This window comes from Streptomyces niger (genome assembly GCF_000718305.1).
Taxonomy (GTDB): Bacteria; Actinomycetota; Actinomycetes; order Streptomycetales; family Streptomycetaceae; genus Streptomyces; species Streptomyces niger.
Genome location: NZ_JOFQ01000026.1, coordinates 60,602 through 84,251, shown reverse-complemented (window position 1 = coordinate 84,251; position 23,650 = coordinate 60,602). Strand labels below are relative to the sequence as shown.

Genomic DNA, 23,650 nt, shown 5'->3' with positions numbered 1-23,650 from the left:
TGCTGTGATGGCCGCTCGCATCGAACACCTCGTCACCTCGGGGACGTTTTCCCTCGACGGCGGGACCTGGGACGTCGACAACAACGTCTGGATCATCGGGGACGACCGCGAGGCGATCGTCATCGACGCCGCGCACGACGCCGGCGCCATTCTCGAAGCCGTGGGCGGCCGCCGGCTGCTGGCGATCCTGTCCACCCACGCGCACAACGACCACATCGACGCCGCGCCCGAACTCGCCGAGCGCGCTGCCGCGCCCGTGCTGCTCCACCCGGACGACTGGCCGCTGTGGAAGCAGACCCACCCCGAACGGCTGCCGGACGGCGAGCTGGGGGACGGGCAGACCTTCACGGTGGCCGGTACGGAGCTGACCGTGCTGCACACACCGGGGCACGCGCCGGGTGCGGTGTGCCTGTACGCGCCCGCGCTGGCCACCGTCTTCACCGGTGACACGCTCTTCCAGGGCGGGCCGGGCGCGACCGGCCGGTCGTTCTCGGACTTCCCGACCATCGTCGAGTCGATCCGCAATCGGCTCCTGACGCTTCCGCCCGAGACGAAGGTGCTGACCGGTCACGGCGACAGCACCACCATCGGGGACGAGGCGCCGCACCTGGAGGAGTGGATCGCCCGCGGCCACTGAGCCGCTGCACATCGCGCAGTACGTACTACCGCCCGCAGGACGTCGGTCGCTCCATCCGCCGCATCACCTCGCGGCAGAAGCGGCCGACGTCCTGCGGGTTGTCGGGCCGGTACGGCTTGGGTTCCAGGTCGACGTGGGAGAAGGCGTGGTGCTCGCCCTGATACGTGGCGCGAACGGGGCGGAGCGGGGCCACCCGGGGTGTGCGGCTCCTACCGGCTGACGCAGCACGGATACGCGCTCGACGAACTGCTCGTGGTCCCCGCGGAGCGGTACGCGACCCCGGACGTCGAGCCCCAATTTCCGCCGGCCGCCGAAAATGACCTGATTCTGTCGCTCGGCGCCCCCTGGTCCGTGAGGGCAGTTGCTGGCCGCCTCGCTCGGGGGCTCAACTGAGCGCGCCCCGCGCTTCGAGCTCGGCGGTTGCATCCGGAGCTGGCCCCGAGGTGCTGCGGGCCTGGTTCGACGGTGATGACGAGGGCATCGCGGCGGCCCTCGGGGTCGACTCGGAGGCGCTGGTCAAGGAGGTACGTGCCGGCGCTTCCCGAGGTGCGGGCGCGGGCGTATGCGCTCGCGGACGCCCTTCTGGAGCGGGTCGCGGGCTGCGCTCATGACGGAGGCGTGTCGGGGGCGTGACGCGTCCATCGGCGGGTCCGGATCGTGGGACCGAGGTCACCTTGGCGCGTGATTCTCGCCACCCTTGATCAGGGGGCCGCTCAGATGAGCGGTTGGCGAGGGGTTCCATGTCTCCAATGCTGGCACTGGGTGCCATGTCATCTGCGTTCGGATGATCAAGTCAGGTGTCGCTGTCCGTAGAGGATCGGCCGTGGTCATCGATACGGAACGGAGCGTTGACTTCAAAAGATGAATGCATGGTGCCGAGATCGTTGACTTTCGATCTGTTGGCTGACGCCCGGTTACGGGCGCATGTCGACCGAGTGGACGTACCCAGACGCCTTCGATCTGGGTATGTTCCTCGCCGTCAGGGCAGCCGTCCGCGAGGAGTTCAGTCCCGTGTCGGAAACACAAGATCCCCACGTAACCCAGTCGGCCGAGGCCGTGAAGTCGACGCAGTTCGTCTACGACTTCACCGAAGGCAACAAGGACCTGAAGGATCTGCTCGGCGGGAAAGGTGCGAACCTCGCCGAGATGACCAATCTGGGACTTCCCGTCCCGCCCGGCTTCACCATCACCACCGAGGCCTGCAAGGAGTACCTCGACAGTGGTGCGGAGCCGGCGGCACTGCGTGCCGAGGTGTCCGAGCATCTGGACGCCCTGGAGCGGCAGATGGGCAAGAAGCTCGGGCAGGCCGACAACCCGCTGCTCGTCTCGGTGCGTTCCGGTGCGAAGTTCTCCATGCCCGGCATGATGGACACCGTCCTGAACATCGGGCTCTCGGACGAGTCGGTCAACGGCCTCGCGCAGCAGGCCGGTTCCGAGCGGTTCGCGTGGGACTCCTACCGCCGTCTCATCCAGATGTTCGGCAAGACCGTGCTCGGCGTGGACGGTGACCTCTTCGAGGAGGCGCTGGAAGAGGCCAAGCGGGCCAAGGGCGTGAAGGTCGACGTCGAGCTGGACGCGGCCGACATGAAGAAGCTGGTCGGGCAGTTCAAGGAGATCGTCGCCAAGGAGACGAAACGCGACTTCCCGCAGGACCCGCGGGAGCAGATGGACCTCGCGGTCCGTGCGGTCTTCGAGTCGTGGAACACCGACCGGGCGAAGCTGTACCGGCGCCAGGAGCGCATCCCCGGCGACCTCGGTACGGCCGTCAACGTCTGCTCGATGGTCTTCGGCAACCTCGGCCCGGACTCCGGCACCGGCGTCGCCTTCACCCGCGACCCGGCCAGCGGCCACCAGGGCGTCTACGGCGACTACCTGCAGAACGCGCAGGGCGAGGACGTCGTCGCCGGTATCCGCAACACCGTTCCGCTCGCGGAGCTGGAGCAGCTCGACAAGACGTCGTACGACGAGCTGATGCAGATCATGGAGACGCTCGAAACGCACTACAAGGACCTGTGCGACATCGAGTTCACCATCGAGCGCGGCAAGCTGTGGATGCTGCAGACCCGTGTCGGCAAGCGGACGGCGGGTGCGGCCTTCCGTATCGCCACGCAGCTCGTGGACCAGGGCCTGATCGACGAGGCCGAGGCGCTGCAGCGGGTCAACGGCGCGCAGCTGGCGCAGCTGATGTTCCCGCGGTTCGACGAGAAGGCGAAGACCGAGCTGATCGGACGGGGTATCGCGGCGTCCCCGGGTGCGGCCGTCGGCAAGGCCGTCTTCGACTCGTACACCGCGGTGAAGTGGTCGCGTTCGGGCGAGAAGGTCATCCTGATCCGCCGCGAGACCAACCCCGACGACCTCAACGGCATGATCTCCGCCGAGGGCATCCTCACCTCGCGTGGCGGCAAGACCTCGCACGCCGCCGTCGTCGCCCGCGGCATGGGCAAGACCTGTGTGTGCGGCGCCGAGGAGCTGGAGGTCGACACCAAGCGGCGCTGCCTGACCGCGCCCGGCGGTGTGGTCATCGAGGAGGGCGACGTCGTCTCCATCGACGGCTCGACCGGCAAGATCTACCTCGGTGAGGTGCCCGTCGTGCCCTCGCCGGTCGTGGAGTACTTCGAGGGCCGCATGCACGCCGGCGCCGACGACGCGGACGAGCTGGTCAAGGCCGTGCACCGGGTCATGGCGTACGCGGACCGGGTGCGCCGGCTGCGGGTACGGGCCAACGCCGACAACGCCGAGGACGCCGCGCGCGCCCGCCGGTTCGGCGCGCAGGGCATCGGCCTGTGCCGCACCGAGCACATGTTCCTCGGTGAGCGGCGCGAGATGGTCGAGCGGCTGATCCTCGCCGACACCGGTGAGGAGCGCGAGGCGGCCCTCGCCGAGCTGCTGCCGCTGCAGAAGGGCGACTTCGTCGAGCTCTTCGAGTCGATGGACGGGCTGCCGGTCACGGTGCGCCTCCTCGACCCGCCGCTGCACGAGTTCCTGCCGGACATCACCGAGCTGTCGGTGCGCGTCGCGCTCGCCGAGTCCCGCAAGGACTCCAACGAGAACGATCTGCGCCTGCTGCAGGCCGTGCACCGGCTGCACGAGCAGAACCCGATGCTGGGTCTGCGCGGCGTCCGCCTCGGGCTGGTCATCCCGGGCCTGTTCGCCATGCAGGTACGGGCGATCGCGGAGGCCGCGGCGGCGCGCCGGGCGGCCAAGGGCGACCCCCGTGCCGAGATCATGATCCCGCTGGTGGGCACCGTCCAGGAGCTGGAGATCGTCCGCGAGGAGGCCGAGCAGGTCATCGCCGAGGTCGAGCGCGCCCACGGCGTGGAGCTCCGGCTCACCCTCGGCACGATGATCGAGCTGCCGCGTGCGGCGCTCACCGCCGGCCAGATCGCCGAGTCCGCCGACTTCTTCTCCTTCGGCACCAACGACCTCACGCAGACCGTGTGGGGCTTCTCCCGGGACGACGTGGAGGCCAGCTTCTTCACCGCGTACCTGGAGAAGGGCATCTTCGGCGTCAGCCCGTTCGAGACCATCGACAAGGACGGCGTGGGCTCGCTCGTCCGCAACGCCGCGGAGGCCGGCCGGGCCACCCGCCCCGACCTCAAGCTCGGCGTGTGCGGTGAGCACGGCGGCGACCCGGAGTCGGTGCACTTCTTCCACGAGGTGGGCCTGGACTACGTCTCCTGCTCGCCCTTCCGCATCCCCGTGGCGCGGCTGGAAGCGGGCCGCGCGGCGGCCGAGTCCAAGGGCAGCGACAGCCGCTGACCCGAGCCCAAGGGCAGAACAGCCGCCGCTGAGGCGGCAGCGGTCGGCGCCGTGCGCGCCGGCCGCACCAGGACTCGTCTGCCGGCCGGTGCACGAACACCGGTCGGCAGGCGGCAAGCGGCCGGACACCGGCCGTGGACGACCGGAGCCGCTGGATGGGCCCCCGACCCTCAGCCGATCGCAGGGGCTCCGGTTCGTGCGAAACGAGGGCGGCACCTGTGCGGAGGTGCCGCCCTCGCCTTTTCCGGACTCCCCCCTCGGGAGCTGCCGCCGCCAGCTCGGCCCGGGCGGCGGCCTTCGGCGGGTAGCGGGACGGCCGGTGATGGCTCGTCACCCCCCACGGGTCCGAGCAATCCGTGCCGTCCGTATCGCCGCCGAATTGAGTATCAGCATTCCGGGAGTTCGGTCCCGGCGCGACCCTTTTCAAGACTGGCCAAAAGGACGTGGTGACCCCGCGTGGCCGTGTGCATACTCGGGTGCTCGGGGGGCCGACGACGGATGGCGATGGTGGGGTTTCGGTGCTGCGCGTCCATTTCAGTGGACCGGATCTGGCCCGCGTGCGGATCGCCGCACGCCCTGATGCGCTCTGGGAGACCGTTTTAAGTTTTCACCGACTTCGCGACCGACAGGGTGGTACGGCGCTCAACGAATGGCGTACGGAAACCCGCTCCCGGTTGAATGGTGAAACACGGTACCTCTCCCCACTGATACCGGCCAAGGGATATTTTCCCGATTTCCTGACGCCCCCCGAAGGGCTCCTCGGAATCGATGACGCACTCGCCGCGCTGAAAGCCACTCCGGCCCCGCGGCTGCACCGCGATCTCAGCCGGCTCGGCGACGGCCGCCCGCCCCAGCCGTGGGTGCGCGACCTCGCCCAGGGCGACACCCGGCCGCTGCACCGCCTCACCGGCGTCCTGCGGCACTACCACGACGCGGCCATCGCGCCGTACTGGCCGCACATACAGGCCCGTATCGAGGCCGACCGGGCGGCCCGCGGCCGGGCCCTGCTGGACGGCGGCGCCGACCGGCTGCTCGGCTCGCTGCCGCCCATGATGCGCTGGCGGCCGCCCGTCCTGGAGGCGGACTACCCCGTCGACCGCGACCTGTACCTGGACGGGCGGGGGCTGCTGCTCGTCCCGTCGTTCTTCTGCCGCCGCACCCCGGTCACCCTGCTCGACCCGGACCTCACGCCCGTCCTGGTCTACCCGGTCGAGCACCACGCGCCGCGGCCCACGGTGACCACGGCGCCGGGCCGTTCGCTGGGCAAGCTCGTCGGCCGCACCCGCTCCGCGATCCTGCGGGGCATCGGCGGCGGCTGCACCACCAGCGAACTGGCTCGCCGTGCCGAGGTGTCGCTCGCCTCCGCCAGCCAGCACGCGACCGTACTGCGGGAGGCCGGACTGCTCGTCACCCTGCGGCAGGGCAACGCGGTGCTGCACACCCTCACCCCGCTGGGCGCCGCCCTGATACGGGGCGGCGCACCCGCGGAGCCGTGAGCGCGGAGCCGTGGTCACCGGGCCGTGAGCACGGAGCCGTGAGCGCCGGTCAGAACGGCCGGTCACCCGCGATGGCGACCCGCTCGGCCACCCGGCCGTGCGGCGCGTAGTCGGCGACCGCGTAGTGCTGCGTCGCCCGGTTGTCCCAGAAGGCGATGTCGCCCGGCTGCCAGCGGAACCGCACCTGGTACTCCGGCACATGGGCCTGCTGGAACAGCAGCCGCAGCACGCGGTCGCTCTCCTCCCGGTCCCAGCCCACGATGCGGGTCGTGAAGGAGGTGTTCACGAAGAGCATCTTCCGGCCGGTCTCCGGGTGCCGGCGCACCACCGGGTGCTCGACCGGCGGGAACTGCTCCTGGAGCGGGGCGAGCCGCTCGGCCGGGTAGAACCGCTCGAAACCCGGGATGAAGTCGTGCACCGCGCGGGCCCCGTCGATCCGGTCCTTGAGGTCCTGCGGCAGGTTGTCGTACGCGGCGGCCATGTCCGCCCACATCGTGTCCCCGCCGAACGGCGGCACCTCGCGCAGCTGGAGCACCGCGCCCAGCGCGGGCCGCTCCCGGAAGGTCACGTCCGTGTGCCAGACGTTCTCGAAGGTGGGCGCCGTGGGGTCCTTCTTGTCGAACCGCACGACCTCCTCGCTGTCGCCCCGCGCCAGCAGCGGATTGGTCTCCAGCTCGCCCCAGTTGCGGGCGAAGTCCGCCTGCTGCGCGGAGGTCAGGTGCGCGCCGCGGAAGAAGAGCACCTTCCACTCCAGCAGCGCCCGGTTCAGTTCCGTACGGAGCGCGTCGTCCAGCGGGCGGGACAGGTCGAGACCGCGGATCTCGGCGCCGATGGTGCGGGCCTGCGGAATGACCTCGAAGCGCTCGTAGGGGCGGTCCTCCCAGCCGTCGGGGAGCCGGTTCAGGACGCGTACGCCCTCGTAGAGGCCGTCGGCGGGGATGCGGTGGTCGCGCAGGACGGGGGCGGTGGGTACGGCGGTGGCCGTCATCTGATCCTCCTGGAAGAGATCAAAGGACTGGGAAACGTGCGTTGGCACGAAAACAGCGGAAAACAGCGGAGAACAGTAGAAAGCTGCGGACAGCTGCGGAAAGGGGGTGAAAAGGGGGGGAGAGGCGTCGCGAGCGAGAGGGCTCAGCGACGCGGGAAACAGGCCGGGGGAGAACCCACCCGGCCGCGGCGGCGCAGGAAGCTCAGGCCGCGGGGCGCGCACTCACCGTGGGGGCCGCAGTCCTGCGGCTCCCGCACACGGGAAGGTGTAAGCGCCATCATGTTCGCACCGTACCAGGCCCGCGCGGGCCGCCACCAGGCCCGGCTCAGTCGTCGATACCCGTCCGCTCCACGCCCGCGACGATGTACCGCTGGAGCAGGAAGAACACCAGGACCAGCGGCAGGATCGACACCGCGGCCGCCAGGAACAGCTCGTGCAGGTTGACGTTCTGCGCGGTGGTGAACGTCGACAGCGCCACCTGCACCGTCCACGCCTCCCGGTCCTGGCCGATCACCAGCGGCCACAGGAAGGCGTTCCACGCGCCGATGAAGACGATCGTGCCGACCGCGGCGAACACCGGCCGCGAGTTCGGCACCACCACCCGCCAGTACGTCCGCCAGTACCCCAGCCCGTCCACCCGCGCCGCGTCCTCCAGCTCGCGGGGGAAGCCGAGGAAGTACTGCCGGAAGATGAAGCACGCGAACGCGGAGAACAGGGTCGGAATGATCAGGCCGCGGAGCGTCGAGATCCACCCCAGCGACGAGACCAGCACGAAGCTCGGTACGAAAGTCACCGCGGCCGGGACCATCAGCGTGCCGAGGATCGCGTAGAACACCGCGTTGGCGTGCCGGTACGGGATACGGGCCAGGCCGTACCCCGCCAGCGAGGCCAGCAGCAGGGTGCCCAGCGTCGTGGCCACCGCGATCACCGAGGAGTTCAGCAGCGACCTGGCCATCGGCAGGTTCGGGTCCGCGAACAGCTCGCCGATGTTGTCCCACCGCAGCGAGCGCGGGAAGAACGTCCAGTCCGGCGCCGTGATGTCCGCCTCGGTCGCCAGGCCGTTGCGCAGCAGCAGGTAGAACGGGATCAGGAAGAGCAGCGCGAGGACGATCAGCAGGACCAGCCGCAGGGCCCGGCCCGCCCGGATGAGTGCCTGGTCCACGGTCAGTCCTCCTTGCGGCCGAGCCCGAACCAGCGGGCCTGCACGATGGTCGCCACCGCGATGATCAGCGCCAGGATCACCGCGCCCGCGCTGCCCAGCCCGAGGTTCTGCTCGTTGCCGAGCGCGATGTAGTACAGGTAGACCAGCGGCGGCCGGGCGTACGGCGGATAGCCGCGGGAGTCGGAGAGCAGGTTGTAGAACTCGTCGAACGCCTGGAAGGCGTTGATGACCAGGAGCAGGACGACGGCCACCGACGTCGCCCGCAGCTGCGGGAAGGTGATGTGCCGGAAGGTCTGCCAGCCGGGCTTCGCGCCGTCCACCGCCGCCGCCTCGTACAGCCGCGGCGAGATCCGCTGCAGCCCGGCCAGGAAGAGGATCATGTAGAAGCCGGCCTGGAGCCAGAGCCGTACGGTGACGATCACCAGCCAGTACCAGGGCGGCTGGGTCGTCGACAGCCACGCCGTCTGGTCCGCGCCGAACCACCCCAGCACGGTGTTCGCCAGCCCGAACCGCACCCCGTTGAAGAGCGACAGCTTCCACACCAGCGAGGCGACGACGTAGCTGCACGCGGTCGGCAGGAAGAAGACCGACCGGAAGAACGCCTGCGCCCACCGCAACCGGTTCACCATCAACGCCAGCGCCAGCGACAGCGCGTACGTCGCGGGCACGATGAACGCCGAGAACAGCAGGAACGTGCCCAGGCTGCGCAGGAACGCGTCGTCGCCCAGCATCGTGGCGTAGTTGTCCAGCCCGACGAAGTCGGTGGGCGTGACGGTGTTGTGCGCGTCGAAGAAGCTGAGCCAGACGCTCCACAGCAGCGGTACGTACGTGAACAGGGCCAGCCCGACCGCGAACGGGCCGACGAACACCCAGAACCACAGGTTGCGGTTCTGGGGCCCCAGCAGCGTGCGGATCACTTCTTCTTGACCCGGTCCAGCTCGGCGCGGGTCTTCCGGACGACCGTCTTCAGTTCGCTCTCGGGGTGCGCGCCGTCCTTGATGATGCGGCTGACCGCGTCCTGGTAGGCGGTCTTCGACGCGGTGGTCCACAGCAGCGGTTCGGAGTGGCCGAGTTCGGTGGCGTAGGAGACGGCGTCGGCGGCCGGACCGGAGCGCAGCTCCTTCGCCTTCTCGGCGAGCGAGACACGGGCGGGGATGTGGAAGCCGTAGGAGAGCGCGAAGTCCCGCTGGTAGTCGGTGCGGTCGATCCACAGCCACTTGGCGAAGGCCACCGCCTCCGTCTTGTGCTTGCTGCGCGCGCTGACCGCTGAGCCGTACGCGCCGACCGGCACCGCGTCCTTGCCGCCGGAGCCGTCCTTGGGGAACGGCAGCACCCCGAAGTCGTCCCCCAGCGCCTTCTTCACCTGCGGCAGCGCCCACAGCCCGGACCACTGCATCGCGGTCAGGCCCTGGGTGAAGGCGGCCGGGTCGGACCAGTCGGCGGGCGCGCCGAGGAGCAGGGACTTGTCGGCGTACAGCTCGTGGATCTTCCCGAGCGTGCGCGCCGCGGCCGGATCGTCGAAGCCGACCTTGCCGTCCTCGGTGATGATCGACAGGCCGGCGGCATAGAGCGGGGTGCCGAAGAGGGCGCCCGCGCCCCCGTCGTTCCCCAGGAACAGCCCTTTGACCTTGTCCTTCTTTCCCTTCGCGGTCAACTCGCGGGCCGCGTCGACCAGTTCGTCGAGGGTGCGGGGCGGCCGTACCCCGGCGTCCTTCAGCATGCTCTTGCGGTAGAAGAGCATCTGCATGTCGACCACCTGGGGGATGGCCCAGATCTTGTCCTGCCAGATCTTCGGCGCGAGGACGGCCTGATTGAAGTCGTCCTTGACGGGCTCGACGGCGGCGGTGAGATCGACGACCTGGCCACCGCGGATCTGGTCCAGGGTGGGGCCGTTGACCTCGAAGACGTCCGGGCCCGAGTCGGTCAGCAGCGCCGCGGCGGTCTGCCGGTCGTAGTCGCCGGGCCGCCACTGGACGGTGACCTGTGCCTTGTCGTACGCATCGGCGTACCGTTTCACCGCCTGCTCGGTGCCGGTCTCGCCGTACTGGTGGTACCACTGGTTCAGCGCGGGGCCCGAACCGCCGCCATTGCGGCCGGTGTTGGAGCCGCAGGCCGCCAGGGTGCCGGTGAGCGCGATACCGCCGCCGGCCGCCAACAGCCGCCGTCTGCCGATGTCCGTCATGCCTGCTGCCCCCAGCGCTCGTCGATGATCAACCGGTGCGGCGACCACTCTGCCGCACCGGTGTGATGCACGCATGGCAACAACGTGAAACGCGCGAGAGATCATTCCGGCCGGGGCCGCCGCTCTCCTGCCGCGCGGGTCACTCCAGTTCGGACAGGACGTTCTGGGCGATGCCGAACGCGGTGTTGGCGGCCGGGACGCCGCAGTAGACGCCGCTCTGCAGGATCACCTCGCCGATCTCCTCGGGGGTGAGGCCGTTGCGTACCGCCGCCCGTACGTGCATGGCCAGTTCGTCGTGGTGGCCGTGGGCGATCAGCGCGGTGAGCGTGACGCAGCTGCGGGTGCGGCGGTCCAGCGTGCCCCCGGTCCAGATCTCGCCCCAGGCGTACCGGGTGATGAAGTCCTGGAAGCGGGCGGTGAACCGGGTCTTCTTCGCCTCGGCGCGGTCCACGTGCGCGTTGCCGAGCACGGCCCGGCGGACGGCCATCCCGGCGGCGCGGCGGCCCGCGTCGTCGACCGGCTGCTCGGCGGCCTCGGCGGCGGCGTCCGGCTCCGGCGCGAAGTGCGCGGCCAGCGCTGCGGTCACCGGGCCCGGCCGGTCCACGCCCGCGAGGTGGTAGGCGCCTCCGACCTCGGTCAGGCTCGCGCCGGGGACGGCGTCGGCGATCTCCCGGGCGTGCGCGGGCGGCGTCGCGGGGTCCTCGCGGCCCGCGATCACCAGCGTCGGCACGGTGATGTCCGCGAGCCGGTCCCGGACGTCGTACGAGGCCAGCGCCTCGCAGCAGGCGGCGTACCCCGCCGGGTCGGCGTCCAGCAAGTCCTTGATGAGCGCCTGGCCGCGCGGGTCCGCGGCGAACTCGGGCGCGAACCACGTCCCGGGCCGACTCGCCGCCATCGCCTCCGTGCCGTCCTTGCGTACCGTCGCGGCCCGCTCCCGCCAGGTGTCCGCACCCCCGAAGTGGGCCGAGGAGCACACCACGGCCAGCCGGGTCAGCCGCTCCGGGTGGTCGGCGGCCAGCGTCAGGCCGACCGCGCCGCCGATGGAGATCCCGGCGTACGCGAAGGTGTCCCAGCCCTGCGCGTCGGCCAGCCCCAGCACCAGGCGGGCGAGGTCGGCCATCGCCGGCTCGCCGGAGACCAGCCCGGCCGCCGAGCCGCCGTGCCCCGGCAGGTCCCAGCGCAGCACCCGGTGCGTCCGCGTCAGGGCCGCCAGCTGCGGCTCCCAGACGGCGAGCGAGGTGCCGAGGGACGGGCCGAGGATCAGCGGCGGGGCGTCCTGCGGTCCGTCGAGTCGGTGGTGGGGGAGCTCGGTCACGGGGCCTCCTCAGGGGGAGTTGCGGTGTGCGGGTGGGGTGCGGGTGCCCGGCGGGGCGGCGGTCAGGCACCGGTGGCGAACGGCCGTGCCGTCCGCCACCGGGCGCTGCCGTTACGTGGCCGGGCCCGGGCGGCGCAGCGCCCGGTCGGTGAGGACGGCGGCCGAGCCGGTGTAGCCGGCCGGGTCGGCGAGCGCGGCCAGCTCGTCGGGTGATAGCGCGCCGGCCACTTCGGGGTCGTCGCGCAGCACTTCGGCCAGGGTGCGGTCCGCTTCGACGGCGGTGCGCGAGGCGCGGGTCAGCGCGGCCTTGGCGGCCTGCCGCCCGAGCGCGGGCGCGAGCGCGGCCGACAGCCGCTCGGCGGCCATCAGGCCCTTGGTGCGCAGCAGGTTCGCGCGCATCCGGTCCGGGCGGACCCGCAGGCCCTCGGCCAGTCCGGCGGCCTGCTCGGCGGCGCCGCCGGCCAGCCGCAGCAGCTCGCGCAGCGGCTGCCACTCGGCGTGCCAGGCGCCGGCCGGGCGCTCGTCCTCGGCGGCCAGCGAGCCCAGTACGGTCCCGGCCAGTGCGGGCGCCTGCCGGGCCGCCGCGGCGAGCAGCGTGGCGCGTACCGGGTTGGCCTTGTGGGGCATGGCGGAGGAGCCCCCGCCGCTGCCCTCGGCGACCTCGCCGCACTCGGTGCGGGAGAGCACCAGCACGTCCGCGGCGATCTTGCCGAGCGCGCCGGTGGTGAAGGCGAGCGCCGATGCCAGGTCGGCGACGGGCGTCCGCAGGGTGTGCCAGGGGAGCACCGGCTCGGCGAGCCCGGTCTCCGCGGCGTACGCGGCGATCAGCCGCGGGCCGTCCTCGGGCGCGAACGTCTCCGACAGCGCGCCGAACGCGGCCAGCGTGCCGGCCGCGCCGCCCAGCTGGACCGGCAGCCGGACCGCGGCCAGCCGCTCGTGCGCGTCCAGGACCAGCGTCCGCCAGCCCGCCGCCTTCAACCCGAAGGTGGTCGGCACGGCGTGCTGGGTGAGGGTGCGCCCCGGCATGACCGTCTCGCGGTGCGCGTCCGCCAGCCCGTACAGCGCCTCCGCCGTACGGGCCAGGTCGGCCAGCACCAGCGCCACCGTCCGCCGCGCGACCAGCATCGCGGCCGTGTCCCAGATGTCCTGGCTGGTGGCGCCGCGGTGGACGTGACCGGCGGCGTCCGGCGCGCTCTCCTTCACCGCGGCGGTGAGGTCGGCGACCAGCGGGATCACCGGGTTGCCGCCGGAGCGGGCGCGCAGCGCCAGGTCACGGAGGTCGAACCGGCGCGCGTCCGCCGCGGCCGTCACGGCGTCGGCCGCGGCGCCCGGAGCCTCGCCGAGCGCGGCCTGCGCGCGGGTGAGCGCGGCCTCCGCGTCCAGCATGGCCTGGAGGAACGCGGTGTCCCCGGTCGCGGCCTCGGCGGCCGTGCCGGCCCGGACGGGGGACAGCAGCCCCTCGTCCGCGGGCCCGCCGGCGGATCCCTCGGTGGGGTCAGTCGAAGGCAAGAAAGACCGTCTCCTTGTCGCCCTGGAGGTGGATGTCGAAGCGGTACGTGCGGTGCTTGTCCGCCTCGGCCCTGGCGAGAAGAGTCTCCCGCCGCGCGGGCTCCAGACCCGACAGCAGCGTGTCGCCGGCGGGTTCGGCGAGGTAGGCGCGGGTGAAGAGGTGGTGCAGCAGGCCGCGCGCGAAGACGCAGACGGAGAGGTAGGGCGCGCCGCCCGGCGGCAGCGTGCGGACCGCGTAGTGCCCGTCGGCGTCGGTGGGCACCCGGCCGAAGCCGGTGAAGTCCACGCCGTTGCGGCCGTAGAAGCCGCCGGTCACCGGGTTGCGGCGGAGCGAGCCGGGCTTCCCGGTGAGCGAGCCGTCCGGGGCCGCCTGCCAGAACTCCAGCAGCGCGTCCGGGATCGGCTCGCCGGCGCCGTCGTACACGTATCCGTGCACGGTGATCGTGTCCGGGTGGCCGGCGGGCGCGATCTCGCCGCCGTCGGGGAAGGGCAGCGCGTACCCGTAGAACGGGCCCACGGTGTGCGAGGGCGTGGGGGCGAGCGCGGGGGTCTGCTGCTCGGTCATCAGCGGCCTTCCTCGATCCAGGTGGCGGACGGGCCGTCCAGGACGATGTCCCAGCGGTAGCCCAGCGAGAACTCCGGCTGGGACAGGTCGTGGTCGTAGGTGGCGATCAGCCGCTGCCGGGCGGTCTCGTCGGTCACCGAACGCAGGATCGGGTCGTACGGGAACAGCGGGTCGTTCGGGAAGTACATCTGCGTCACCAGGCGCTGGGTGAACGCGGTGCCGAACAGCGAGAAGTGGATGTGGGCCGGGCGCCAGGCGTTCTCGTGGTTCCGCCAGGGGTACGCGCCGGGCTTGATCGTGGTGAAGGTGTAGCTGCCGTCGTCCCCGGTCAGTACGCGGCCGACGCCGGTGAAGTTGGGGTCCAGCGGCGCGGGGTGGTCGTCGCGCTGGTGCGCGTACCGGCCGGAGGCGTTGGCCTGCCAGATCTCGACCAGCTGGCCGCGTACGGGGCGGCCGTGGCTGTCCAGCAGCCGTCCGGAGACGGTGATCCGCTCGCCGAGCGGCTCGCCGTGGTGCTGCTTGGTGAGGTCGTTGTCGAGCGCGGTGACGTCGGTGTGCCCGAACGCCGGACCGGACAGCTCGACGGTCTCCGGGTCGCCGTGCACGGGGACCAGCGGCTGCTTGGGGTGGCGCAGCGTGCTGGAGCGGTAGGGGGCGTAGTCGCGCGGCGGGTGGTGCGCGGCGGGTGCGCCGCCGGCCAGCGCCTTGTCGTACGCGTCCTGCAGCTCGGTGACTTCGCGGTCGATGTCGGCCTGTGTGAGTGCCATGGTGGTCTCCTACCTCTTCCCTGCGGCCTTGAGTGCGCGCAACGCGGCCAACTCCTCGGCGGTGGGCGGCGCGGTGGTGCCGACCTGGTCCGCGACCCGCAGCTCCCAGCCGGTGGCGGCACGTACCTGCTCGACGGTGACGCCGGGGTGCAGCTCGGTCAGTACCAGCTCGGCGGTGGCCGGGTCGGGCCGCAGCACGCCGAGGTCGGTGATGACGGCGGTGGGCCCGGCGCCCGGCATGCCGAGCGCGGCGCGGTCCTTGGGCCCCGCGCCGTGGCCGAGCGTGGTGACGAAGTCCAGCGCGCGGACGAAATTGCGCGTGGAGTGGCGCAGCACCATCAGCACGCGGCCGCAGTTGGACGCGATCTCGGGCGCGCCGCCCGCGCCGGGGAGGCGGCCCTCGGGCTTGCCCTCGCCGCGGTTGACGACGGTGGTGTTGATGTTGGCGTACCGGTCGACCTGAGCCGCGCCGAGGAAGCCGACATCGATCCGGCCGCCCTGCAGCCAGTAGTTGAACATCTCGGGGACCGGCACCACCGCGTCGGCGGTCTCGGCCAGCTCGCCGTCGCCGATGGAGAGCGGCAGCGCGGTCGGCTTGGAACCGATCGTGCCGGACTCGTAGATGAGGACCAGGCCCGGGTTGACGGTGTTGCGGGCCAGGTTGGCGGCGGTGCTGGGCAGGCCGATGCCGACGAAGCAGGTCTTCGCGCCGGCCAGCGCGCGGGCGGCGTTGACCTCCATCAGCTCGTCGCGGGTGAACTCCGTCTCGGGAGCGGGTGCTTCGGACATCAGGCGTTCGCTCCCTCGGTCGTACGGGCGGCGGACCCGGCCCCGCGTACGTGCGTCTCGATCCACTGCGTGAAGGCCTCGCGGTCCCGCGCGATCGGGTCCCAGGCCTGGTAGAAGGCGTTGTCGCGGACGGAGTAGCCGGTGGCGTACGAGGGGTGGGCACCGCCCGGTACGTGCGCGACCGCGTCCAGCACCCAGGTCGGCAGGACGACGCCGCCGGGGCGCGGCTCCAGGGTGTCGACGATCTCCTCGACGGTGACCAGCACCCGGCTCGCAGCGAGCGCGGCCTCCTTCTGCACGCCGGTCAGGCCCCACAGCTGGACGTTGCCCGCGCGGTCGGCCTGCTGGGCGTGGATGACGGTGACGTCCGGGTTGAGCGCCGCGACGGCCGCCAGCTTCTCGCCGGTGAACGGGCAGGTGACGGTGGAGACGGTGTCGGTACGGCCGGGGATGTCGCTGCCGCGGTAGCCGCGCAGCACGGCGAACGGGAGCTTGGAGGCGCCCGCGACGTAGCGGTTGGCCATGCCGGCGTGGCTGTGCTCGTCCAGCTCCAGGGGGCGCGGCCAGCCGTTCTCGACGGCGTCGCGGAAGCGGTGCAGGGAGCCGACGCCGGGGTTGCCGCCCCAGGAGAAGATCAGCTTCTTGACCAGGCCAGCGCCGATCAGCTGGTCGTAGATGACGTCGGGCGTCATCCGGGCGAGGGTCAGGTCGGTGATGCCCTGGCGGATGATCTCGTGCGCGGCGGCGAACGGGATCAGGTGGGTGAAGCCCTCCATGGCGACGGTGTCCCCGTCGTGGATGAGGTCCGCCACGGCGTCGTGGAGGCTGCGAATCTCGGCCATCATCACTCCGCGGGTGTGGGTCCAAAGAACGTACGGCGGTGCTCGTGCACCGCCGGAGAAATACTCAGTGCACTGATTAATTCGTCGATGGGCCGTAGACTTCCATCGACTCCGTCATTCGTCAATGGAGGCCCCATGGCCGCGGTCGATCTCAGCACCCATCCCGGGCACCTCGCCCGGCGCCTTCAGCAGGCGCACTCGCTGCTGTGGGGCGCGATGGTGTCCGAGGAGACCACCTCCCCGCAGTTCGCGGTCCTCAACGCGCTGGTGGAGAAGCCGGACATCGATCAGCGCACGCTGAGCGAGCACGTGCACCTGGACCGCTCGACCATCGCCGACGTGGTCGCCCGGTTGGTCCGCCGCGGCCTCGTGGAGCGGGTGCGCGACCCGAAGGACGGCCGCCGCAACGTCCTGAAGCTCTCCGAGGAGGGCACCCGCCACCACCGCAAGCTCGTCACGCGCACGGCCCGGATGAACCGGGTCTTCCTCGCCCCACTGGAGGAGAGCGAGCAGGAGACGCTGCTCCGCCTGATCGCCCGGGTCGCGGACGCGGCGGAGGAGCTGCGGGGGTAGCGCTCCCCTCGGCGGCTGCGTACGTCACCCGGCCGGTGTGTGCGTCACCCGGCCGCTGCGTGCGCCACCCGGCCGGTGTGTGGGTCACCCGGCGGCTGCGTGGGTCACCCGGCCGGTGTGTGCGTCACCCGGCTCCTGCGTGCGGGCCTCGACCGGGGGAACGCCGCAGGTCAGCCCGACTGCGGCAGGCCGCTGCCCACCGTGCGGGCCGCCGCCGTCAGCGACGCCACGAAGCGCGGCAGCCGCTCGGCGGTGAAGCGCGAGGACGGGCCCCCGAAGGACAGCGTGGCGACCACCTCGCCGCCGCGCGAGCGGACCGGTACGGCCACGGACGACAGCCCCTCCTCGTGCTCGCCGTGGCTGACCGCGTACCCGGCGCGGGCCGCCTCCGCCGCCCAGTCGGTCAGCGTGCGGGCGTGCTGCACACCGTGCGGGGAGCGGCGCGCGACCCGCTCGACCAGCGTCGCGTCCGCGCCGATCAGCAGGACCTTGGACGGCCCGCCGGCCCACAGCGGCAGCTCGTCGCCGACCCGGACCACGTGCCGCAAGGCCTGCGGACCCTCCTCCTGCGCGATGCAGATGCGGTGCACATCGCGCCGTACGTACAGGTGCACCGTCTCCCGGTGCTCGGCGGCCAGCTCGCGCAGCGCGCGCCGGGCGGTGGCCGGGAGGCGCCAGCCCTGGTCCGCCAGCCGGACCCAGCGCAGGAAGGTCGGGCCCGCGGTGTATCTGCCGTATTCGTCCAGCCAGAGCAGGCCGTTCATGCGGAGCGTCTGGAGCAGCCGGAGCGCGGTGGTCTTGGGCAGGCCGCTGCCCTCGACGATCTCGCGGAGGGTCAGTGCGGGGCGCTCCTCGCCGAAGAGCCCCAGGATGTCGATGGCCCGCTGAACCGTCCGCATGCCGCCGCGCTCGCTCTCGCTCATGGCGACAGTATGGGTTGAGGTCCGCTCTGCGGACCAGGGGCGGCTCATCCTCCGGTTACTCGCCGGCAACCTCTTGGAGATAGTCAGCGCACGTTCTACCTTCGCCGTCGCGGCGCCCGTCCCGTCCCTCCTCGCCGTCCACCTCGACTGGCGCTCGGCTGCATCGCCTTCGTCGTCCTGGTCGGCCTGCTCGCATACGCCCTGCTCATCGGCAAGGTCGAGCGGGTCGAGGGCTGACTCGTCACCGGGCCCCCGATCGGTACCCCGTTTCTGTCGGCAATCCGGCTCGTTGGGTGAAGGAGCGGGTCCGGGCCACGGCCGCCCGGCCGCGCGAGCGACATGGCAACTGACAGGCGACGGAAAGAGCCCTAGTGCTGCAGGTACCCATCGGAGATGTGGAGATCGCCCCGGGACATGTCTTCGAGTGGTCGGTGGTGAGCGCGCGGATGCGCGCCGCCGACCCCTCACCGCCGAACGAGACCACCACGTACAACCAGGCAAAACACTTCGCGGTGGCCCACGAGACGCAGGGCGACGACGATGCCGTGTGCGCCTACGTGGCCGGCACGTTCGAGATCGCCGGCCCGGTCGACCGGGCCGCGCTCGAAGCGGCACTGCTGTACTTCGTGCGCCGCCACGAAGTGCTGCGCTGCACGTTCCAGCAGCTCTCCGGCGACCTGTCCTGCGACGCGCTGACCCCGGAGGACATCGAGCTGAAGTGCATCGACGCGGGGTCGGCCGGCTCCGCCGAGGAGGTCCGGGCCTACCTGCACCGGTTCTTCCAGCGGGTCGACACGCTCTCCTGGCCGCTGATCACCATGGGCGCGGTGGTCAGGGACGATTCCACCACCGTGTACTTCGCCTGCGACCACCTGGTGACCGACGGCCTCTCGACGCCGATCGCGGTGAACGACATCGCCACCGCGTACGAGGCGTACGCCCGGGGCGAGGAGCCCGACCTCCCCGAGGTGGGCAGCTACCTGGAATTCAGCCGTGCGCAGCGCGACGCCACCGGTGCCATGGACGCCGACGACGAACGGCTGGACCACTGGAAGGAGTTCATCGCGCGCGGCGACTGCTTCTTCCCGCCGTTCCCGCTGGACCTCGGTGTCGAACCAGGCCGTCTGTACCCCACGGTCAACGTTACGGAAACGCTTCTGCAGGACCGGGAGGCCGACGAACTGGCCGCCCGCTGCGAGGCCGCCGGCGGCCGCCTCTTCATGGGCGTACTGGCCGCCGTCGGCGTGGCCCTGCGCAAGGAGGGCGGGCCCGACGTCTACCGGGGCCTGATGCCGGTCAACGAGCGCGGCCGGAGCGCCTACGCGCACACCATGGGCTGGTTCATCAACACCATGCCCATCGAGTTCTCGGTCGCCGAGGACAGGGACTTCCCCGACGTCATGAGCGGCGTACGGGACGCCTTCACGGAGATGCAGCGCCACGCGGACGTGCCCTTCGTGAAGGCCTGGCACCTGCTCGCGCCGGGCGACTACACCGCGCTGCGCTACTGGCCCTACGCGGTCAACTTCTTCTCCTACCTGGACTTCCGCAAGTCCCCCGGGGCGCGGCAGCACGTCGCGCGCAACGCGAAGAAGCACCTGTGGGTCTCCCGCAGCAACGGCATCTGCTTCTGGTTCCACCGCAACGACGCCGGCCTCCACATGAACGCCATCCACGTGGACACCCCGCAGGCCCGGCACGCCAAGGCCGCGCTCGGCACGACCCTCACCCACACTCTGGCCAACATGCGAACGGCCGGCACGTTCTGAGCCGGACGGGCCGACACGTTCTGAGCCGGGCGGGCCGACGCGTAGGAGGTCAGGCACTGGTCCGCTGCACGGACCAACAGTCCCGTCAGTCGGTCCGACGCCGCTACCCTGACCGCATGACCCTGCCACCGGAACTCCCCGCCGCCACCGCCGGCGACTGGTGGGTCACCACCGACCAGTCGCTGGCCCTCGTCCAGCAGCACGGCGCCGCCGCGCACACCGCCCCCGACCTGCTGGCCACGCTCGCCGAGCTCGGCCGCGTCCGCACCGCCGCCGACTCCGCGCTCGGCGCCGCCGTACGAGCCCTGCTCGCCTCCGGGCACGACTGGGACGAGATCGCCGCCGCGCTCGGCCTGCCGGACGCGGACGCCGCCCGCCGGGCCACCGCCGCCCCGGTCCGCCAGGCGGACCAAGCCCTGAACCAACGCCTCGGCCACCACGGCTGACCCGCCCGGCCCCCGCGCGAGGAGCTGCTGCGCGCCGCCACGCTCTGATCACCCCTCGGCCGAGGCGATCGCTGAGGTCACTGGTCGCCCCCCCCGGGTGTGGTCAGGAATTCTGGAACTTCCAGATGTACGGCTCGCCGTCGTCCTCGGCCGCCCAGTGGACGGCCAGCTCCTTCGCGCCCTTCGGGACCATGTAGGTCTCGCAGAGCACGTGGCTTTGGCCCTTCTTCCAGTTCTCGATGTCGGAATCCGACTCGCAGCCGGGTGCGTCGTCCGCAGCGCCGATCAGGATGGTTCCGCGCTGGCCATCGGCGTAGATCTCGACGTTCTCGCCGACGCTCGGGTACGAGCTGACGACGCCGCCGCCCTTGTTCGTGTACTGCACATGGGCCACCGCGGGGACGAACCCCCTGGCTTTGGCCGGGTCGTCGACCATCTTCTTGGTGTCGGCCTCGGTGCCCACGTCGACCTTCTGCGCGAGGACGGAGTACGTGACCTTGCCGTCGTCCTCTTTGAAAGGGCTGGTGGCGCTTTCGCCGGTCGCCAGCTCCCGGCTGCTCTCGGCCTTGTCGTCCTGGAGCTTGCTGGTGCTGCTCTTGGCCGTGCTGTCCCCGCCGCCCGATCCGCCGCACGCGGTCAGCGACAGCGCCAGGACGGCTACGGGTGCGGCCGCACGCAGCCACAGCGTCTTCTGGTTCAGCATGTTCGATCTCCCCGTTGACGACAGCCAGTTGGCATGATCATAACCAGAGATCTGACGGGCGATCACTGTCGTCGACCGCATTGACCTGCGCTTTCGCATACCGGCCAGAGCGCGGCATTCGGCCGGGAGGGGCACCTTCATCCCGCTCGGTGCCGCGTTCGCCGACTACGGGCGGATCGGCAAGACCCCCGAGGCGAGAACCCACCGGGACGGCCGCCACACCGCTGCCGGTGCTACGGACACAGTAGTCGCAGGAAATCGTCGATGAAGCGGTCGAGGTCGTCCAGGCCGGCAGCGGTCAGGGTGTCGGTGCCATCGGCGAGCAGGTGGAGCACGGCAGCGTGCAGTGTGAGGGTGACGACAGCGGCGCGTTGTGGCGTGACGGGCAGGCCCGCTCCTTGCTGAGCCAGCTGCAAAATCCCGAAGTCGGAGGCTGCGATGGGATCCAGGAGGGCCGACAGCCCGTCTCATCAAGCGCAGGAGTTCCCGCGGGGATTACGTCGTGTCACTGGCCGACGGACAGAGACCAACGAATTCCCGGTGGAGCCGATATCTGGATGGATGCCTCTTCCCGCTTGCGCTTCAAGTGTATTTCGTTGTACGTGCTGCTCACTTCTCGTTCCACGCACTCAACGGGAAAGCTCAAACCGGTCTTGTCTACTGTGACGGTGAGTTTTCCCTCCCCCTGGCAGTTGATCAGGATGGCGAGACGTCCGGAGCCGACTCTGTGTTTCAGTGGCAGAACCTCGCTGCCTTGAGCGCTTTGCACCGTCACCAGCGGCTTGCCGTCGAGCAGTTTCGGGGCCTTGGTGACAGACTCGCCGGGTATGTGTTCCGCTCTCTCCGATTTTTTGCTCGGAGAGCCTGCCGAGCTTGAGGGAGCTGGTCGGGGCCTGGTGTCGTGAGAGCAGGCAGCGAGCACGGAGACGCCGCACAGGACGCTCGTCAGCACGAGCGCGGTGCGGTGTACCACCGCGACAGTACGGTGTGCCGTCAGTTTTCCCACAAGTACCAGCCGACCCGATATGGGGTGTAGCTTGTGACCGTTCTCTTGGTCGACGTAGCGCAGTTGCTGTAGCTGACGTAGGAGACGCCGGTGTTCTTCAGTCGGTAGACGCCGTACTTGGCGTTGGTTCTCTTGTGCGGAGGCGTGTCTACAGAGATCGAGTTTCCGATCTTTGCCGTCAGTTTCGCTGAGAGGTTGACATCGAACTTTCCCTCGATCTGCCCGATCATTGCATTCACGCTGACTTGCAGCCCGTGGGAAACGCTGACGCCGACTTCGCCACTGACGTCGGCCGTGAACGTGGATCTTGCCGTCCGAGAGGTTCCGTTGTAATTCGACTGAGTTGCGCCCACGCCCCTGTGGTACTTACCGCCCTTGGTCTTCGGCAGATATACCCCACCGGAACGGCACTCGTATCCGGCGGCTACTCCGCTGAAGTCCGTCGGCTTGTCGTCAGCGGACGGCTGCGGCTCGGTATCCGGGTTGGCCACATCCGTTACGGGTTCCTCAGGCTCCGCCGGCGGTTCTGTCTGGACAACGCCATCACTCACCCACTCCGGGTCGGTCTCCGGGTCTGTCCCAGCGACCGCTGGGACAGACCCGGAGACCAGAGCAAAAAATGCGACCGCACCTATCAGTGCGCCTCTCGTCTTCTTCACTTGTTGCCTCTCTCGGCTTCCGCTCTCACTGAGCTGTTACAGCTGACAATAGAGGCGTATGGAGTCCTTTTCAGCAAGGCCGAGAATAATTGATGCTTATTTGAGGTTATGCGGTAGCTACAGCGACTACGCAGTCGAGGTGCTGCTGACTGAAGCCCCGCTGGATCGCCCACGGTCAGGGCATCAGCCTCACGCCCGAGGCGACTGCCCCGTGCGGTGGACGATGCCGTCGACGCCTTCGTCCGGAGCTGCCGGGTGGTATGCGGCGAGGACGACTGACTTACGGTCGAGCCGGCGTTATGCGTTCAAGTGCCGGGCGTACGCGACGAAGCCTTGCCAGGCGGGGGCGGGGACGATGAGCTGGGGGCCGTGCGTGTTCTTGGAGTCCCGGATGTGGACGGTGGCGGTGCCGGGGGTGGCCGCGACCTCGATGCAGTCGTCTCCCTGGGAGCCGCTGTACGTGGACTTACGCCAGGAGAGCGCGACTTCGACGCAGCTGTCGCCGTCACCGGTGCTGTAACTGCTCTTGAACCAGGCCAGTTCGGTGATGCTCATAGCGCTCCTCGCATTCGCTGCAACAGGCTCACGGAGTCCGTGTGGGAGAGAGCCTGTGCGCGAAGTTTGGCATAGCGCTGCATCAGCACGCTGATGTCTGCCCGGCCGGTGATCAACTGGCCCGTCTGCTGGCCCTCGGAGTACGCAAGCCATTGGTGCTCCTGAGTCTCCAGGATGCGCATCGGACCGTCGATGCCGGAGTGGTCGGGTTGCCGCAGCGGCATGATCTGCAGCTCGGCGTTGGTCAGTTGGCTGACCTGTACGAGGTGATCGAGGAGCTCCCGGGTGACCTCCTCGCCCCCGGTGTGCCGCTCCAGCAGCGCCTGCTCGATGACGAAGCTGAAGGCCGTGAGCGGCGTGCGGGTCAGCAACGCCTGCCGTGCCAGCCGCGCGGCGACGCGTTGCTCGACCTCCTCGTCGGTGGGCGGCGGCGGAACGCTCAACGTCACCGCCCGTGCGTACCCCTCCGTCTGCAACAACCCCGGCACCACCCGGCACTCGTACGTGCACAGGCTCACCGCCTGTTCCTCCAGCTTGGCCCACTGGCGGAACCAGGCGGCCAGGCCCGGTTGGCGGGAGAGGTGGCGGGCGGCGGCTCTCAGGGTTCCGAAGGCGTCGAGGACTTCTTCGGCGCGGTCGATGAAGTCCCGCGGCGGGAAGCGGCGGCCCTGTTCGATGGAGGCCACCGTGTGCGGCGCGTACTGGACCAGTGGGGCCAACTGCTCCTGGGTCAGGCCGGCCCGTTCGCGGAAGGTCTTGGCGACCGCGCCGAAACCCTTCAGGCTGTCCGACGCCTCCGGTTCGCCGCCGCAACTCGTCGTACCCGTGTCGATCACCACGTCCGGTCACCTCCGGTGCACCCGCCCTGACTCCCCGCCCGACGCGCACATGGTTACGCACCGTGATGCGTACTGTCCATACTTCGGACTCGTACGCCGACTAGGAGTACGAGTCGCGTGCCTGGTCAGAGGGGTGGGCAGTGGCCGATCGTTGGCCCATGCTCAT

The 23,650-nt window shown here is 70.5% G+C and carries 23 protein-coding genes and 1 pseudogene; 6 read left to right on the top strand and 18 right to left on the bottom strand.

Annotated elements, in window-relative coordinates:
* Positions 1–7 precede the first annotated feature (7 nt).
* A complete protein-coding gene (locus tag IF20_RS32700) occupies positions 8–637 on the top strand; it encodes an MBL fold metallo-hydrolase (protein WP_052869042.1) in 630 nt (209 codons plus the stop codon).
* 25 nt (positions 638–662) lie between these two features.
* Here the strand turns inward: IF20_RS32700 and IF20_RS39510 are convergent, their stop codons facing one another.
* Entirely contained in the window at positions 663–830 is a 168-nt protein-coding gene (locus tag IF20_RS39510) for a hypothetical protein (RefSeq protein WP_199896858.1), read from the bottom strand.
* A gap of 818 nt (positions 831–1,648) precedes the next feature.
* On the opposite strand from IF20_RS39510, the gene ppdK reads away from it, so the two are divergent.
* Together ppdK and IF20_RS32685 are read left to right on the top strand one after the other, a co-directional pair.
* Positions 1,649–4,396, top strand: coding sequence for a pyruvate, phosphate dikinase (gene ppdK / locus IF20_RS32690; protein WP_110944760.1), 2,748 nt, complete (start codon positions 1,649–1,651; stop codon positions 4,394–4,396).
* A 518-nt stretch (positions 4,397–4,914) separates the two neighbouring features.
* Positions 4,915–5,892 carry an ArsR/SmtB family transcription factor gene (locus tag IF20_RS32685; protein ID WP_110944759.1) on the top strand — a complete coding sequence of 326 codons (978 nt, stop codon included), beginning with the start codon at positions 4,915–4,917 and terminating at the stop codon, positions 5,890–5,892.
* 49 nt (positions 5,893–5,941) lie between these two features.
* Here the strand turns inward: IF20_RS32685 and IF20_RS32680 are convergent, their stop codons facing one another.
* From IF20_RS32680 to IF20_RS32635, 10 genes are all read right to left on the bottom strand, one after another.
* Complete coding sequence (locus tag IF20_RS32680; RefSeq protein ID WP_052869039.1) at positions 5,942–6,880, bottom strand: TauD/TfdA dioxygenase family protein; 939 nt, start codon at positions 6,878–6,880, stop codon at positions 5,942–5,944.
* Positions 6,881–7,205: 325 nt separating this feature from the next.
* Positions 7,206–8,042, bottom strand: a complete 837-nt coding sequence (locus tag IF20_RS32675; RefSeq protein WP_052869038.1) for a carbohydrate ABC transporter permease — start codon at positions 8,040–8,042, stop codon at positions 7,206–7,208.
* Positions 8,043–8,044: 2 nt separating this feature from the next.
* A complete protein-coding gene (locus IF20_RS32670; RefSeq protein WP_052869037.1) occupies positions 8,045–8,959 on the bottom strand; it encodes a carbohydrate ABC transporter permease in 915 nt (304 codons plus the stop codon).
* The gene (locus IF20_RS32665) at positions 8,956–10,224 is read right to left on the bottom strand and encodes an ABC transporter substrate-binding protein (RefSeq protein WP_110944758.1); all 1,269 of its coding nucleotides are present in this window, start codon (positions 10,222–10,224) and stop codon (positions 8,956–8,958) included. Before IF20_RS32665 ends, IF20_RS32670 begins: the two co-directional genes overlap by 4 nt.
* A 139-nt stretch (positions 10,225–10,363) precedes the next feature.
* Positions 10,364–11,539, bottom strand: coding sequence for a bifunctional 3-oxoadipate enol-lactonase/4-carboxymuconolactone decarboxylase PcaDC (gene pcaDC, locus IF20_RS32660; protein ID WP_052869036.1), 1,176 nt, complete (start codon positions 11,537–11,539; stop codon positions 10,364–10,366).
* A gap of 111 nt (positions 11,540–11,650) precedes the next feature.
* Positions 11,651–13,048 (bottom strand): 3-carboxy-cis,cis-muconate cycloisomerase, encoded by a 1,398-nt coding sequence (gene pcaB, locus IF20_RS32655; protein WP_052869035.1) that lies wholly within the window; start codon positions 13,046–13,048, stop codon positions 11,651–11,653.
* Positions 13,035–13,613: a protocatechuate 3,4-dioxygenase subunit alpha gene (pcaG, locus tag IF20_RS32650; RefSeq protein ID WP_052869034.1), complete on the bottom strand. Its 579-nt coding sequence runs from the start codon at positions 13,611–13,613 to the stop codon at positions 13,035–13,037. Before pcaG ends, pcaB begins: the two co-directional genes overlap by 14 nt.
* Positions 13,613–14,380 (bottom strand): protocatechuate 3,4-dioxygenase subunit beta, encoded by a 768-nt coding sequence (pcaH, locus tag IF20_RS32645; RefSeq protein ID WP_052869033.1) that lies wholly within the window; start codon positions 14,378–14,380, stop codon positions 13,613–13,615. The genes pcaG and pcaH overlap by 1 nt, the downstream gene beginning before the upstream one ends.
* 9 nt (positions 14,381–14,389) lie before the next feature.
* Entirely contained in the window at positions 14,390–15,169 is a 780-nt protein-coding gene (locus tag IF20_RS32640) for a CoA-transferase subunit beta (protein ID WP_052869032.1), read from the bottom strand.
* Positions 15,169–16,011 (bottom strand): CoA transferase subunit A, encoded by an 843-nt coding sequence (locus tag IF20_RS32635; RefSeq protein WP_052869054.1) that lies wholly within the window; start codon positions 16,009–16,011, stop codon positions 15,169–15,171. The genes IF20_RS32640 and IF20_RS32635 overlap by 1 nt, the downstream gene beginning before the upstream one ends.
* Positions 16,012–16,146: 135 nt before the next feature.
* On the opposite strand from IF20_RS32635, the gene IF20_RS32630 reads away from it, so the two are divergent.
* Positions 16,147–16,584, top strand: coding sequence for a MarR family winged helix-turn-helix transcriptional regulator (locus IF20_RS32630; RefSeq protein ID WP_052869031.1), 438 nt, complete (start codon positions 16,147–16,149; stop codon positions 16,582–16,584).
* 170 nt (positions 16,585–16,754) lie between these two features.
* Here IF20_RS32630 and IF20_RS32625 read toward each other — a convergent pair whose 3' ends face one another.
* Positions 16,755–17,507, bottom strand: coding sequence for an IclR family transcriptional regulator (locus IF20_RS32625; protein ID WP_052869030.1), 753 nt, complete (start codon positions 17,505–17,507; stop codon positions 16,755–16,757).
* 371 nt (positions 17,508–17,878) lie between these two features.
* On the opposite strand from IF20_RS32625, the gene IF20_RS32620 reads away from it, so the two are divergent.
* On the top strand, positions 17,879–19,276 hold the full coding sequence (locus IF20_RS32620; RefSeq protein WP_052869029.1) for a condensation domain-containing protein: 1,398 nt from the start codon (positions 17,879–17,881) through the stop codon (positions 19,274–19,276).
* 116 nt (positions 19,277–19,392) lie between these two features.
* Positions 19,393–19,722, top strand: coding sequence for a hypothetical protein (locus IF20_RS32615; protein ID WP_052869028.1), 330 nt, complete (start codon positions 19,393–19,395; stop codon positions 19,720–19,722).
* Positions 19,723–19,825: 103 nt separating this feature from the next.
* Here the strand turns inward: IF20_RS32615 and IF20_RS32610 are convergent, their stop codons facing one another.
* The 6 genes and pseudogenes from IF20_RS32610 to IF20_RS32595 all read right to left on the bottom strand — a co-directional run bounded on the left by IF20_RS32610 (position 19,826) and on the right by IF20_RS32595 (position 23,484).
* Positions 19,826–20,422, bottom strand: a complete 597-nt coding sequence (locus IF20_RS32610; protein WP_052869053.1) for a hypothetical protein — start codon at positions 20,420–20,422, stop codon at positions 19,826–19,828.
* Between the two features lie 236 nt (positions 20,423–20,658).
* Positions 20,659–20,886, bottom strand: a pseudogene (locus IF20_RS32605) (TetR/AcrR family transcriptional regulator); the annotation flags it as partial.
* Between the two features lie 44 nt (positions 20,887–20,930).
* Positions 20,931–21,431, bottom strand: coding sequence for a hypothetical protein (locus tag IF20_RS40250; protein WP_234426910.1), 501 nt, complete (start codon positions 21,429–21,431; stop codon positions 20,931–20,933).
* Positions 21,419–22,090 (bottom strand): hypothetical protein, encoded by a 672-nt coding sequence (locus tag IF20_RS39505; protein ID WP_199896856.1) that lies wholly within the window; start codon positions 22,088–22,090, stop codon positions 21,419–21,421. Before IF20_RS39505 ends, IF20_RS40250 begins: the two co-directional genes overlap by 13 nt.
* A 297-nt stretch (positions 22,091–22,387) precedes the next feature.
* Complete coding sequence (locus tag IF20_RS32600; protein ID WP_052869027.1) at positions 22,388–22,645, bottom strand: DUF397 domain-containing protein; 258 nt, start codon at positions 22,643–22,645, stop codon at positions 22,388–22,390.
* The gene (locus IF20_RS32595) at positions 22,642–23,484 is read right to left on the bottom strand and encodes a helix-turn-helix domain-containing protein (protein WP_052869026.1); all 843 of its coding nucleotides are present in this window, start codon (positions 23,482–23,484) and stop codon (positions 22,642–22,644) included. The genes IF20_RS32600 and IF20_RS32595 overlap by 4 nt, the downstream gene beginning before the upstream one ends.
* Positions 23,485–23,650: the final 166 nt, after the last annotated feature.